Source organism: Flavobacterium sp. FlaQc-49 (genome assembly GCF_044005985.1).
GTDB lineage: Bacteria > Bacteroidota > Bacteroidia > Flavobacteriales > Flavobacteriaceae > Flavobacterium > Flavobacterium cupriresistens.
Window position 1 is genome coordinate 1 of record NZ_JBIPCS010000012.1, and the last position, 14,696, is coordinate 14,696.

The 14,696-nt window shown below is 36.6% G+C and carries 11 protein-coding genes; 4 read left to right on the forward strand and 7 right to left on the reverse strand.

All coding sequences use genetic code 11. From position 1 onward, the window contains the following. Positions 1 to 504: 504 nt before the first annotated feature. Together ACHRV3_RS19265 and ACHRV3_RS19270 are read right to left on the reverse strand one after the other, a co-directional pair. Positions 505 to 1,512 carry an isoaspartyl peptidase/L-asparaginase family protein gene (locus tag ACHRV3_RS19265; protein WP_395435560.1) on the reverse strand — a complete coding sequence of 336 codons (1,008 nt, stop codon included), beginning with the start codon at positions 1,510 to 1,512 and terminating at the stop codon, positions 505 to 507. 310 nt (positions 1,513 to 1,822) lie between these two features. Beyond that, positions 1,823 to 2,185 (reverse strand): hypothetical protein, encoded by a 363-nt coding sequence (locus ACHRV3_RS19270; RefSeq protein WP_395435561.1) that lies wholly within the window; start codon positions 2,183 to 2,185, stop codon positions 1,823 to 1,825. Between the two features lie 431 nt (positions 2,186 to 2,616). Here ACHRV3_RS19270 and ACHRV3_RS19275 point away from each other — a divergent pair, with 431 nt between their 5' ends. Together ACHRV3_RS19275 and ACHRV3_RS19280 are read left to right on the forward strand one after the other, a co-directional pair. After that, the gene (locus ACHRV3_RS19275; protein ID WP_395435562.1) at positions 2,617 to 3,978 is read left to right on the forward strand and encodes a GH1 family beta-glucosidase; all 1,362 of its coding nucleotides are present in this window, start codon (positions 2,617 to 2,619) and stop codon (positions 3,976 to 3,978) included. Positions 3,979 to 4,395: 417 nt separating this feature from the next. Continuing rightward, positions 4,396 to 5,253: an AraC family transcriptional regulator gene (locus ACHRV3_RS19280; protein ID WP_395435563.1), complete on the forward strand. Its 858-nt coding sequence runs from the start codon at positions 4,396 to 4,398 to the stop codon at positions 5,251 to 5,253. A 306-nt stretch (positions 5,254 to 5,559) separates the two neighbouring features. On the opposite strand, the gene ACHRV3_RS19285 is transcribed toward ACHRV3_RS19280, so the two are convergent. Further along, positions 5,560 to 6,093: a 5'(3')-deoxyribonucleotidase gene (locus ACHRV3_RS19285; RefSeq protein ID WP_230002878.1), complete on the reverse strand. Its 534-nt coding sequence runs from the start codon at positions 6,091 to 6,093 to the stop codon at positions 5,560 to 5,562. 92 nt (positions 6,094 to 6,185) lie between these two features. On the opposite strand from ACHRV3_RS19285, the gene ACHRV3_RS19290 reads away from it, so the two are divergent. Next, positions 6,186 to 6,935, forward strand: coding sequence for a DeoR/GlpR family DNA-binding transcription regulator (locus ACHRV3_RS19290; RefSeq protein ID WP_395427472.1), 750 nt, complete (start codon positions 6,186 to 6,188; stop codon positions 6,933 to 6,935). Between the two features lie 76 nt (positions 6,936 to 7,011). On the opposite strand, the gene ACHRV3_RS19295 is transcribed toward ACHRV3_RS19290, so the two are convergent. Next, positions 7,012 to 8,565 carry an arylsulfatase gene (locus ACHRV3_RS19295; RefSeq protein ID WP_395435564.1) on the reverse strand — a complete coding sequence of 518 codons (1,554 nt, stop codon included), beginning with the start codon at positions 8,563 to 8,565 and terminating at the stop codon, positions 7,012 to 7,014. A 60-nt stretch (positions 8,566 to 8,625) separates the two neighbouring features. Here ACHRV3_RS19295 and ACHRV3_RS19300 point away from each other — a divergent pair, with 60 nt between their 5' ends. Continuing rightward, positions 8,626 to 8,814 carry a hypothetical protein gene (locus ACHRV3_RS19300; RefSeq protein ID WP_395435565.1) on the forward strand — a complete coding sequence of 63 codons (189 nt, stop codon included), beginning with the start codon at positions 8,626 to 8,628 and terminating at the stop codon, positions 8,812 to 8,814. A 171-nt stretch (positions 8,815 to 8,985) separates the two neighbouring features. Here the strand turns inward: ACHRV3_RS19300 and ACHRV3_RS19305 are convergent, their stop codons facing one another. Genes ACHRV3_RS19305 through ACHRV3_RS19315 form a run of 3 tightly spaced genes read right to left on the reverse strand, consistent with a single transcriptional unit; the run spans position 8,986 to position 14,696 of the window. Next, positions 8,986 to 10,419 carry a TolC family protein gene (locus ACHRV3_RS19305; RefSeq protein ID WP_230002881.1) on the reverse strand — a complete coding sequence of 478 codons (1,434 nt, stop codon included), beginning with the start codon at positions 10,417 to 10,419 and terminating at the stop codon, positions 8,986 to 8,988. Then, positions 10,412 to 13,579: an efflux RND transporter permease subunit gene (locus ACHRV3_RS19310; protein WP_230002882.1), complete on the reverse strand. Its 3,168-nt coding sequence runs from the start codon at positions 13,577 to 13,579 to the stop codon at positions 10,412 to 10,414. The genes ACHRV3_RS19305 and ACHRV3_RS19310 overlap by 8 nt, the downstream gene beginning before the upstream one ends. A gap of 34 nt (positions 13,580 to 13,613) precedes the next feature. Beyond that, positions 13,614 to 14,696: an efflux RND transporter periplasmic adaptor subunit gene (locus tag ACHRV3_RS19315; protein WP_395435566.1), complete on the reverse strand. Its 1,083-nt coding sequence runs from the start codon at positions 14,694 to 14,696 to the stop codon at positions 13,614 to 13,616.

Here is a 14,696-nt window from a genome sequence, read left to right on the forward strand (position 1 = left end):
GCCCTTTACAACTAGCAAGCCTTCGACTCCGCTCAGGGTGACATCAATGTACCCGAAAATGAAAACTGAAAGAGGAAATAGTCGCAGTTTTCAGTCGCAACTTGAAACTTGAAACTTGAAACTAAAAGCCCAAAACTGTCATGCTGAGCGAAATCGAAGCCCTTTACAACTAGCAAGCCTTCGACTTCGCTCAGGGTGACATCAATGCGCCCGAGAATGAAGACTGAACGCTAATAGATAAACATAGTCCCAGTCTCAGTTTTCAGTCGAAACCTGAAACTTGAAACCTGAAACCTGAAACCTCAGACTAAACCCCCAACTGTCAGGCTGAGCGAAGTCGAAGCCCTTTACAACTAGCAAGCCTTCGACTTCGCTCAGGGTGACATTAATGCGTCTGAGAATGAAAACTGAACGCTGACACAGAAAATAGTCTCAGTCTCAGTTTTCAGTCGAAACCTGAAACTTGAAACCTGAAACTTAAAACCTGAAATCCAAAACTAAAACCTAAGACATCCTAAACTTAGCATCTTCCATTCTATGCCCTTTTTCCTCATCAGAAATGGCGTAGTTAAATCCGGATCTCAAACTATAACCTGCATGTTCACCATTTTTATTCAAGGCAATAAACCCGACTTGCAGGTATTCCATGTCTTTATGGTTTTTATGTTTGTTGTAAATACGTTCTGTGATTTCTTTACACGCTTCCAAAGGAGATTTCCCCTGACGCATTAGTTCGACTACCATCGCGCTTCCGGCAGTTCGGATTACAGCTTCTCCAAGACCAGTTGCTGCAGCTGCTCCTACCTCGTTATCCAGAAAAAGACCTGCACCGATTATAGGGGAGTCGCCCACGCGACCGTGCATCTTCCAGGCTGCTCCGCTTGTGGTACATCCCCCTGAGAGGTTTCCATCCTGATCTAACATTAACATACTAATGGTATCGTGATTTTCTATGTTTATAACCGGTTTGTATTTAGAATCTTCCAACCATTTTTTCCAGTCTTTTTCAGCTTCGGCAGTTAATAGATTTTCTTCTTTAAAACCTTCAGACAAGGCAAACTGAAGTGCTCCCTGCCCTGCCAACATTACATGGGGTGTATTCTGCAATACTCGTTTTGCTACTGAAATAGGATGCATAATTCCTTGCAGAAAACAAACAGAGCCACAATTACTATGGTGATCCATAATACAGGCATCTAAAGTTACTTTTCCTTCCCGATCGGGGTATCCGCCATAACCAACACTTCGAACTTTCGGATCTGCTTCAGGAATTTTCATACCTGCTTCAATGGCATCCAAAGGTGGTTTTCCTGCTTTCAACTGTTTCCAAGTTTCTTCATTAGCAGGTAAACCGTGATTCCATGTCGAGATAATTACCGGTTTCTTCTGCTTTTTTATTGGAGTATCAATTTCTTCTTCTTTGTTTTTTGCAAATCCGTTATAGCCTAAGACCGAACTTATGGCAAGCGTTCCTAAAGTTGTTTTTTTTATAAAATCTCTTCTGTTTGACATCTGTTTCCTTCTTAATTCAAGTGGTTAATTTCAGTATTAAAAATAAAAGCAAAAGTTAAGTAAATTTATTTTACTGGCGGACAAACAAAAAACAATATTTTCCAAAACAAAATTAGCTGCTTCTTTCCTGTCAAAATAATTTTGCAAAGAATCAGATGAAAAACATATGGAGTACAAAAAAAGAATACCTCTAAGATTGTTTACGGTAACTAAAACAGTAAAAAATGAGGAATATAAAATCCCTCATTAAATAAAATGTTATCCCATAAAAATTAGCACAATATTCTTTAATTATAAATACGCTCCAACCTTACACCAGAGTAACAAGGAAAGGACTGGCACTTTCAAAGACAAAAGTTTCAGAATAAGTTCCCCCTTTTGAATCTTCATATAAAACAGTAAATTTAATTTTAAAAGAGTACAGATGTCCTTTTTCAAGGTTTTCAGGTACCGTAATAGAGAACTTCGTACATTTTTTCCAATCTAATACGTCCGCATCTGCTGTGAAAGACGTACCTCCTTCTCCGGTAAAAGTACCGACTATTGAATAACCATCGGGGTCTACTATTACTTCTTGACTTGGAACTATTGCAGTAATAACTGTACCAATTGGTCCTTGAATTGGCGTGAAAGATGTTATTGGAACAATGCAATCATTTTTAACTTCTGACATAATGTATCTATTTTTAAATTAATAAAATAAAGTTAGAAATAACCATCAAAAAGAAGGAATATTCTTTCTTTTTGATGATTTAAAATTAATTACTGTAAATATTTAAACTCTAAACACTCTTTAATGAATCCCATAGATTTTGCTAAACTTTAATACCATTTAAATCTTTATCTTACAATAAATTATAATACCCTATAAAAAGCTATGAAACTACTCCCATTATAAGCGTAAAACAGCATCGTTAACTATTTCATAACACTCACATTACCATTAGTTTATATTAATTTTATTAATTTGAATAAAACTAATCGTTATGAAACTCTTTAATCTAAAATTTTTCGTCTCCTTTAAAGAATGGCTTTTCTTAAAAGCAATGCAATCTTCTTTCCTACATTAATAAACCCTCCCCTATAAAGGAAAGCAGCATTTAAATGAGTAAAACAGAAAACGCACTTTTAAATAAAGAACAATTTGGAGAGGATTTCTTGTGGGGTGTATCTACTGCCGCTTTTCAAATTGAAGGAGCTCATGATGCTGATGGCAAAGGAGCTTCGATTTGGGATGTTTTTACGTCGCAAAAAGGTAAAATAAAGAATGGCCATCACGCCTTATCGGCTTGTGATTTCTATACCCATTATAAAAACGACATTGCTTTAATTCGGGAACTGAATATTCCGAATTTTAGATTTTCGATCAGTTGGCCTCGCATAATGCCAAATGGAAGTCATCCTGTAAACCAATCCGGAATTGATTACTACAATAAAATCATTGATTTTTTACTGGAATGTAATATCGAACCTTGGGTTACTCTTTACCATTGGGACCTTCCGCATGCCTTAGAAGAAAAAGGCGGATGGACCAATCGCGAATCGGTTACCTGGTTTTCGGAATATACAGAAGTCTGTGTACACTATTTTGGAGACCGAGTAAAAAACTGGATGGTCATTAACGAACCCTCTGTTTTTACAGGTGCCGGTTATTTTCTTGGGATTCATGCTCCGGGAAGAAAAGGGTTGACCAATTATTTGAAAGCCATGCATCATGTAACGTTATCTACCGCAGCTGGTGCTAAAATAATACGAAACAGACTGCCTGAGGCTAATATAGGGACTACCTTTTCGTGTACCCATATCGAACCCGAAACGGACAAACCAAAAGATATTGAAGCCGCAAAACGAGTAGATACTTTACTAAACAGAACTTTTATAGAACCCATTTTAGGACTTGGCTATCCCAAAGAGGATTTAGCCGTTCTTAAAAAACTCAAAAGTTATATACTCGAAGATGATTTAAACAATATGTCTTTTGATTTTGATTTTATAGGTTTACAATGTTACACCAGAGAAGTAGTAAGGGCCTCTTTATTGATTCCTTATATTGGTGCTGAACTGGTAAGTGCCGAAAAAAGAAATGTAATCGCGACCGAAATGGGTTGGGAAGTCTACCCTCCTGCCCTATATCATATTATAAAAAGGTTTAACGCCTACAAAAACATCAAGAAAATCATTATTACCGAAAATGGTGCCGCTTTCCCGGATATTGTCAAAAACGGAAAAGTATATGACATCAAACGGACACATTATATTCAGGATCATTTAGAGCAATTACTTAAAGCCAAAAAAGACGGTTACAATGTCGATGGTTACTTTGTATGGAGCCTTACGGATAATTTTGAATGGGCAGAAGGATACAACGCCCGATTCGGATTGATCCATATTGATTTTGATACTCAAAAAAGAACCATCAAACAATCGGGAATGTGGTTCCGTGATTTTTTATCAAAAAACAACTAAAAAGCTTCTAGATTCTTGAGAACATTTTTGGTTTGTATCTCAAAAGTCGAGAATGAATTAAATAGTAACAAACTTTACTTTAAAGAAAACGTTCTCCTTTTTTGTCCTTTCAACGAAGGAGAAATCACTCAAGCTAAGGACGAACGGTAGTCGAATATTGGTTGTGATTTCTCATACCTCAAATCACACAAATAATTTAAAAAAGAAAGGACGAGATTGTAGCGAATCGTTTCTCAAAAATCGATACTAAAAACAGTTCCCTTCCTTTTAATTCAGAGCCAAACCATTCTAAATTTTAGCTGTTTTAACTTTATAGGACGTATCATTTCCTCCTAATTCAAAAATATATCTTACAAAATTCAGCAATATTTGATTGCAAATTATTATATTTCAGTATTCTAAAAGGTATTCTTTATTATGAAAAATAATGTGCGACACGAACCTTATGAATTGGTTCTTATAGAATTAGTAGATCAATCGCAAAAAAGCGAACAAACCGATAGTTTTTTTGAACTTGTATATATTGTGAAGGGAAATGGATTACAACATTTTGCTGACCACACGTTTGCCTATGAACAAGGTCATTTGTTTCTTTTGACTCCAAAGGATTCTCATAGACTGGAGTTTGAAGAACCTACACAATTGTTTTCTATCCGATTTAATACGGTTTATTTGAACAGAACTTCGCAACAGGAAATCCTCAGACAAATAGAAGTGATTCTCAAAAATGCTTCACATGAACCCGGTTGTGTATTAAAAAGCGACGATGATAAAAAAATTGTTCATCCGTTGATAGAGGCCATTATAAGAGAACATCAAACCAAAGGATTGTATCAAAAGGAGTTGCTTACACAATACATCAATACTTTGTTGGTTATCGTGGCCCGAAATGTTATGCTAAGTCTTCCGGAGAAAATAAACGATCAAAGTGATCAGAAAGTGATTCAGATTTTGCAATATGTTCAAGCCAATATTTACAATCCCGAAAAACTCAGAGGGGAGCATATCGGTACCAAATTTGGGATTTCTGAAAGTTATCTGGGACGTTTTTTTCGCAAGCATACCAATGAAACCTTGCAGCAATATCAAACTACTTATAAACTCAATTTAATTGAAAATCGTTTGTTACATACCCATATGCGCATCAATGAAATTGCAGACGAATTTGGGTTTACTGATAAAAGTCACTTGAACAATATGTTTAAAAAACACAGGGGATTTAGTCCGTCTGAATATCGTAAAATGTTTTATGGATTAGGGGGGCTTGATCATTAAGCGCGATCTGGCAATTATAGTTTAACCGCACGCAAAGTTTAATTATAGCATTATGACTCCTTTTTAATTTATACCTAATTTTTTTGCACGCAGATTTAGCAGATTGCACAGATTTTTTTAATTGGAATTTTACACCTAACTCTTGTTTACATAAAATAAAAAAAGCCTTTCGGGAGTGCACTTCCGAAAGGCTTTTCTCTTCAAAAAACGCAATTATACCCATAGATTTTGGAATTTGGAATTTCAAAAATTGGAATTTCATATTTAATCCCGAACAAACTCCTGATTCCTAAAGTTCTCTCGCGTTTACAATGTTTGGTGTAAAAAAGCTACAGCTTCTTTCCATGTATTTACCCGCAAATAGTTTTCTTTCTCTGTATTGTGGAATGAAGTAAACATAATTGGTTTGCCCGTAAATGAATCTAAATTCTTTGGATGATCATCAATCATATAGTCTGTATTGATGATTCTTTTGCTTCCGCATAAAATGATGTTTTCCCAGCCAATAAAAGGAAAATGTTCTTTGAGCCATTCGAATTTTTCTCCGAGTGACACCGGAAATTCCATCGCAGCAGAAACGATAAAGATTTCAAAATTTTCCTGTAATAAACGCAAACTTTCGACTGCATCAGGCATTACCGGAATTGTTCGAAAGAAACCCTTAGAATTCACAATACTGTGCAAATCTTCTTTAATCGGAAATGCTTTTTCCTCACTTAAACCCTGAATGCCTTCTCTCGAGATTTCTATCCCGTGTTTTTCCTTATAAAAGGTAATTAAATGGGTTTCGATATCGGCAATCACGCCATCCATATCAATTGCAATTGTTTTCTTATTCATATTTTTTAAGTTTTTATTGCAACAAAATTATGCAAAAGTCGCAACATATTGCAATAATTAACTTATTTTTGCAATATAAATTTGCAAAATAAATGAAAAAAGAGGAGCGTCAGAAAATAATTTTAGACTATTTGTCTAAAGAACATCGTGTAACTTCAATAGAATTGAGTGAGTTTCTGAGTGTTTCAGAAGACACTATCAGACGCGACTTAAAAGAACTTTCGGATCAAGGGCTTCTAAAAGCGGTTCGTGGGGGTGCTGTTGCTCCTTCTCCAATTCCGCTGCATTATCGAAAAAGAGAAAAACACGATCTTGAAAACAAAAAAATTATTGCCGAAAAAGCGATCTCCTATCTTAAAGACGGGCAAGTTGTATTTATTGATGGTGGAACTACCTCGTTGGCTTTAGTGGCGAGTTTTCCTTATGATCTGAAATTAACGGTCGTTACTAATAGTTTTCCCGTAGCAGTGTTGGTTGAGGATTTACCTAATATTGAATTAATCTTTGCCGGAGGAAAAATGTGTAAAATCTCTTTTGCAACGGCCAGTATTGAAACGATAGATTTCTTCAGAAATTTCAGGGCAGATATTTGCATTTTGGGAATCTGCAGTATCCATCATGAAAGAGGTATTACAGGAGTTTTTTATGAAGATTCTCAAATTAAACAGAATATGATTCAAAACTCAAATTTTGTAATAGGCATAAGTTCTGTTGAAAAAGTAGAAACCGCCGAATCTTATTTTGTCTGTCCGATTAAAGACATTGATGTACTGGTTACCAATATTTCTCCGGAGGATGAGATTTTTAAAGTGTACAAAAATGCCGGTATCACGATTCTTTAATTGCTGCAAAATAAAAAACCTTCCGAAAGTGAACTCCGGAAGGTTTCTTTTTACAATTAAAAAAATCTTTTCTTTATTAATTTTTAGCCTGAGTCATTTTTGCCATGACTTCATCTAAATTAAAACTTGCCGGTTTTTGTCTTGGCGGAAATTCTTTAAAAGATTGCAGCCAATTTGCCACTAAAGCAGTAGATCCGTAATTTAAATAAACATGGTGTACCAGCCAGTTATCATACAGCAACGATTTGTCTCCACGTTCAAATGGATCGATATACATATCAAATATGTTAGGCAGTCTTAATTTCTCGAACTCTTTTCTCCAGATATCCAATCCTTCATTATTTTGTTCTATAAAAACCGTTTTCCATCTTCCGTAACGAATAGCAAAAACATCACCATCATCACTCCAATAGATAAATTCTTTACGCGGTGATTCTTTTACTTCTCCTTTAAAAAACGGAATCAGATTATATCCATCAAGATGTACTTTAAAGGTCTTTTTACCTACTTTGTATCCTTTAAGACACTTCTGCACTACATCTGGTTCGCCGGCAGCAGCAATCACTGTTGGCAATATATCTTCATGTGCAAACATGTCTGTAGTATAAATTGTGCCGGGTTTGATTACACCAGGCCAGCGAATTACAGTCGGTACGCGATACCCACCTTCCCAATTGGTTGCTTTTTCTCCTCGAAAAGGAGTGCTTCCTCCATCTGGCCATGTCATTAATTCGGTACCATTATCGGTTGTATAGATGACAATTGTATTTTCTGAAATGCCAAGATCATCCAGTTTTTTTAGTAATTTACCAATATCATCATCATGCTCCGTCATACCATCAGCCTGTAAACCAAGGCCTGTTTTACCCTCATATTCCTTACTAAGATGGGTAAAAATATGCATCCTGGTCGAATTGAAATAACAAAAGAATGGTTTGTCGGCCTTAACTTGTTTGTCCATAAAATCCATTGCTGCATTGGTAAATTCAGTGTCTACAGTTCTCATTCTTTCAATGGTAAGAGCTCCTGTATCTTCTATTTTCTGTGTTCCATCTGCATTCGCCCAAGTATGCATTACACCACGTGGCTCGAAGGCTTTTTTGAATTCGGGATTCTTTGGATAATCGGGACTTTCTGGCTCTTCTTCTGCATTAAGATGATAGAGATTACCGAAAAACTCATCAAATCCATGCATTGTTGGTAAGAATTCGTCTTTGTCTCCAAGATGGTTTTTACCAAATTGTCCGGTTGCATATCCCTGTCCTTTTAACAATTCTGCGATGGTAGGGTCTTCGGGTTTCAAACCCACATCTGCACCGGGAATTCCAACTTTTGTAAGTCCGGTCCGGATGGGTGATTGCCCTGTTATAAAGGCGGCACGACCGGCAGTACAACTTTGCTGTGCATACCAGGTCATAAATAAGGCTCCTTCACTCGCAATGCGATCGATATTAGGTGTTTTAAACCCCATAAGGCCTCGATTATAGCAACTTGGGTTAAACCAACCGATGTCGTCACCCATAATCACTAAAACGTTCATTTTTTTATTCTTTTGTGCTTGCAATCCTGTTAGAAAAAAACACATAAAAGCAATAAAAACCATGCTTTTAAATTTGATAAATTTTTTCATAATTAAATCATTTTGGTTTTTAATTTGTTCATACTCAAAAAATATACAAGCTAAACCCCAATGGGTACAGGGAATAGTGTTTTTACAAATAAAACTCAAGTGCTTAAAAGAAAATTTAAAAAACCTGCAAAGCTGGTTTATGAGGCCTATAGAGAAAAGGGGCATGCTCAAAAGGGAATTGGCTCAAGAAAAAAACAAGCTAATATACTAATTTTCAACACAATACACAATGACCAAATCGTACCTTAAATTTAAAAAAATCAGGAATATAACTTTTGAACTAAAAGCCTGCAAAAAAAATACAGATCAAAACAGTCCTAAGAAACAGGAACAATCTGCTAAAAACAAATTTCTTTAAAATAAAAAACCTTCCTCGAGCGAACTCTTGGAAGGTTTTTGTCTACAATTCAAAAACACTCTTTATTTCCAACCTCCACCTAAGTCTTTGTAAACATGGACTGCGGCATTTAATTGGTCCTTTTTAGTTTCTATCAATTCTAATTTAGATTCTAAAGCATCTCTTTGTGTCATCAGAACTTCAAAATAATCTACTCTGGCAGATTTAAATAAGTCATTTGAAACATCAATAGAAGTATTTAAAGCCGCTACTTGTTTTGATTTTAAGTCGTAGCTTTTTTCTAAATTATTAATTTTTGAAAGTTCATTCGAAACTTCAATATAAGCATTCAAAACCGTACGATCGTAATTGTACAACGCCTGAAGCTGTCTTGCATTGGCGTTACTGAACTCTGCTTTTATAGCATTTCTGTTGATCAACGGTGCGGCAAGATCTCCTGCTAAGGAATACAATAACGACTCCGGAAACGTTAGCAAATAGGATGGATTGAAAGCATTTACACCTATCGCCGCTGAAATATCCAGAGAAGGATAAAATTCGGCACGAGCTACTTTTACATCCAGTTTTGCAGCTGTAAGCTCCATTTCTGCTTGTTTAATGTCAGGACGATTCTGCAATAATTGAGACGGAATTCCGGAACTAACTGTTGATGGCAACAAACTTAAAAAGTTGTTTCTATCTCGCTTAATTTCCTGTGGATATTGACCCACCAAAAAGTTAATCCTGTTTTCCGTCTCTTTTATTTGCTGAAGAATAACAAACTCTTTGCTTTTAGAATCCATCACCTCTGCCTGAAATTTCTGAACGCCTAATTCAGTTGCTCTGGCTGCTTGTTTTTGGATTTTTACAATTTCTAACGCGTTCGATTGCAATTCTATATTTTGTTTTACAATATCCAACTGACTGTCAAGCGCTAATAATTCATAATACGAACTGGCGATCTCTGCAATCAGGTTGGTAACTACGAAGTTTTTTCCTTCTATGGTTGACAAATATCGGCTCACTGCTGCTTTCTTAGAATTTCGCAATTTTTTCCAGATATCTACTTCCCAATTCGCATAAGCAGCAACTACAAAATCACCTAACGGATCCGGTGTTTCTTTACCGGGTTTGATTTCTGTAGTGGCATCACCGGCTCCCTGACTTGTATATCTTCCTACTTTCTCTACTCCTGCACCTGCTCTCACACCAACAGTTGGTAGATACGCTCCTTTTTTAATACGAACATCGTTTTTCGCAATCTCTATTTCCTGCAAAGTGATCATTAATTCCTGATTGTTTTTCAGTGCCGTATCAATCAACTGTACCAGATTTTGATCTTTAAAGAAATCACGCCACGGAATAGTAGCGGTATTAATTGTATCCTTACTGTTAGTGTACGCCTCAGGAACAATCTTTTTATTTGAAGTTTCGGCTGTGGCCTGTGGTGCCTTGCAGCTAACTGCTGCAAGACAAAGACCTAACACAATACTATATTGTAACTTAAATTTATACATGATTATTGTCAATTTCTTCTGTTAATGGATTTTCTTCTTCATGTTTTACCAATTTGTGTTTCTCTGAGATTTTGGCAAAAATGTAATACAATCCCGGAATAATGAATACCCCACAAATGGTTCCTATAAGCATACCTCCTGCAGCCGCAGTACCAATAGTTCTGTTACCGATTTTACCCGGACCAGTAGCAAAAGCAAGCGGTAATAATCCTGCGATAAAAGCAAATGAAGTCATTAAAATAGGACGGAACCTTGCTTTTGATCCTTCCATAGCCGACTCAAAAACTGATTTTCCTGCTGCATGTCTTTGGATTGCAAACTCTACAATCAATACGGCATTTTTACCCAGTAAACCAATAAGCATTACCATCGCAACCTGTGCATAAATATTGTTCTCTAATCCTGTTAGTTTTAATAAAAGGAAAGCTCCGAAAATACCTGCCGGTAAAGAGAAAATTACGGATAACGGAAGAATGAAACTTTCGTATTGCGCAGCCAAAACCAGGTACACAAAACCTAAACAAATCAAGAATACCCAAATGGCCTGATTCCCTTGTGCCACCTCATCGGCAGAAATACCTGCCCAGTCAATGTCATATCCTCTTGGCAATTTTTTGGCGGCAACTTCCTGAATTACTTTAATGGCCGTACCGGAACTATATCCCGGAGCTGCTCCACCACTAATTTCTGTAGACGTATACATATTGTGTCTCGTAATTTCCGAAAGACCGTATACTTTTTCTAATTTCATGAAGGCAGAAAACGGCACCATTTCGTCGCGGTTATTCTTCACATACAGTTTTAAAATGTCGTCCGGTTGTGCACGGTATTCCGGCGCTGCCTGAACGATTACTTTATAATTAATTCCGTATTTAATAAAACTGATTTCATAGTTACTTCCCACAAGAGTGGACAAGGTATTCATCGCATTTTCGATAGAAACTCCTTTTTGTTGTGCCAAATCATTGTCCACTTTCATCATATACTGAGGAAAACTGGCACTAAAGAAACTAAATACGTTAGTTAACTCGGGACGTTTGTTTAATTCTTCTACAAACTCTTTATTAACCGCTTCCAGTTTTTTGAAATCACTGGTACCAGTTTTATCCAATAAACGAAGTTCAAATCCACCTGCTGCTCCATATCCCGGTACGGCTGGCGGTTGGAAAAATTCAATATTAGCACCCGGAATGTCTTTTGATCGTTCTTCGAGTTCTATCATAATTTCCTGAACCGATTCTTTTCTGTCGTTCCAGTCTTTCAGGTTGATCAAACAAGTTCCTGCATTCGATCCTGTACCCTCCGTCAAAATTTCATAACCGGCCAATGAAGAAACTGATTTTACACCGTCTATTTTTTCGGCTTCTTTCTGTAATTCCTCTGCAATATGATTGGTTCTTTCTAATGAAGATCCCGGTGGTGTCTGAATAATTGCATAAAACATTCCCTGATCCTCATTTGGAATAAATCCGGAAGGAACTGTGCTGCTTACCAACCAGGTTCCGGCACAAAAACCAAGAAGAACTACTATAGTAACTACTTTTCTGTCTACAATTTTGGCCAATACATTTTGGTATTTACCCTGCGCCAGATTAAACTTATTGTTGAAACCATCTATAAACCTGTTTACCGGTGTTTTCTTTTTAGGCTTACCATGATTGTTTTTTAACATCATTGCACAAAGTGCCGGTGTCAAAGTCAAAGCCACAATACCCGAAAGAATAATTGCGGTAGCCATTGTAATCGAAAACTGTCTGTAAAATACCCCAACCGGACCGGACATAAAGGCAACCGGAATAAATACGGCAGCCATCAGGAACGTAATTGCGATAATAGCGCCGGCAATCTCATGCATCGCTTTTTTAGTCGCTTTAAAGGCTGAAAGATGTTCTTCTTCCATCTTGGCGTGAACGGCTTCAATAACCACAATCGCATCATCGACGACAACTCCAATTGCCAAAACCAAAGCAAATAACGTAATCAAATTCAATGAAATATCAAAAAATTGCATGAACACAAAAGTTCCAACCAACGAAACCGGTACGGCAATTGCCGGAATAACGGTAGAACGCCAGTCTCCTAAGAAAAGGAATACCACTAATCCTACCAGAATAAAAGCTTCGATCAAAGTGTGAATTACTTTTTCGATAGAAGCATCAAGGAATTTAGAAACGTCATACGAGATTTCATACTCCATTCCCTTTGGAAACTTTTGCTTAATTTTTTCCAGCTTGGCTTTTACATCTTCAATAACCTGATTGGCATTACTTCCGAAAGATTGTTTTAGTACAATTGCGGCAGAAGGTCTTCCATTCAAATTGGAATAAATATCATACATTGAACTTCCAAATTCTACTTTTGCAATATCTTTCAAACGCAAAAGTTCCCCATTGCTATTCGATCGTACTACAATATTCTCGTATTGCTCTTTGTTTGTAAAACGCCCCGAATATTTCAATACATATTCAAAAGCCTGAGAGCGTTTACCTGAACTTTCTCCTGTTTTACCCGGCGAAGCTTCCAAACTCTGACTTGATAATGCTTCCATTACCTCATCGGCAGAAATTTTATATGCCAACATTCTATCGGGTTTTAACCAGATACGCATGGCATATTCACGAGTTCCTAAAATATCTCCTGATCCAACACCGTTAACCCTTTTCAATTCTGACAATACATTGATATCGGCATAATTGTATAGAAACTTCATGTCGGTATTTTTATCCGTGCTGTAAAGATTCACATACATCAACATACTCGGAACTTCACGGGTAATCTTTACTCCCTCTCTTACTACTAACGGAGGTAGTTTATTGGTTACTGAAGCGACACGGTTTTGAACGTTAATGGCTGCTTGATTTGGGTCTGTACCTAAATTAAAAACCACTTGTATACTCGCCTCACCGTCGTTACCGGCATCAGAAGTCATATATTTCATTCCCGGTACACCATTTAGGGCTCTTTCTAAAGGAATAACAACCGATTTGATCATCAACTCTCCGTTAGATCCAGGGTAATCTGCTGTAACGTTTACCATTGGAGGAGAAATCGAAGGGAATTGGGTAATCGGTAAATTTAGTACCGACAATACCCCTAAAAAGACAATGATCAACGATATTACAATCGACAGTACAGGTCTTTGAATAAATTTATTAAACATTTTTGTATTTTTTTAATGATTAAACCAATCAGACCTATTCTGCTTTAACGCGTAAATGATTCATGACTTTCGCGGGAGCTTGGAATTCATATTGAATTTTATCATTCTCTTTTACTTTCTGAACACCTTCCAGTAAAATTTTATCATTTTCAGCAAGTCCGCTGCTTACCACATACAAATCAGGGATTTCACCTGTAATGGTGATTTCTTTTGAACTTACTTTATTGCTTTTATCCACAACAAAAACATATTTTTTATCCTGAATTTCATAGGTTGCTTTTTGTGGAATCACAATCGCATTTTTAAGAGGTACAAGCATTTGAACTTGTCCTGTCTCCCCGTTTCTAAGTAATTTTCCGGTATTAGGGAATCTCGCTCTAAAGGCAATATTTCCTGTTTCGTTATTAAATTCACTTTCGATCAGTTCAACATTCCCTTTGTATTTAAACGTTTCCCCATTAGCCAAAACCAAACCAACTTTAGCGTCGGCACGATCTTTAATATTCGTCTGATATTGAAGATATTCCGGTTCTGAAACATTAAAATAAGCAAACATCTGACTGTTGTCTGAAAGACTTGTTAATAATTCACCTTCGTCAATAAGGCTTCCTAATTTTAATGGAATCCTGTCAATGGTTCCGTCAAATGGAGCTCTGATTTCGGTAAAAGACAAATGAAGTTTTGCAAGGGCCACTTCTGCTTTTGCTGCCTGAAGTTTAGACATGGCAACAGCTTGTTCGTTTCTGGAAACGATGTTTTTATCTGCTAATGTTTTGGTATTCTGTAATTCTATTTCGGCAGCTTTTTGTTCAGCTTGCGCTTTAAGTAATTCAGCTTCATACATTTTAGGCATGATTCTGAATAAAATTTGGCCTGCTTTTACAAACTGACCTTCGTCTACGTAGATGTTTTGGAGGAAACCTTTTTCTTGAGCACGTATTTCGATGTTTCGAACCGATTTAATCTGCGAAACATACTGTTTAGTAAATGAAGTATCAATTTTTACAGGATTTGTAACTGTAAATTTTTCAGCTTCTTCTTTTTCTTCTTTTTTTGATGTACAACTTGTTAGGCACAACAAGGCAACTAAGCCTGTTAACACGACAATTCTTTTCAT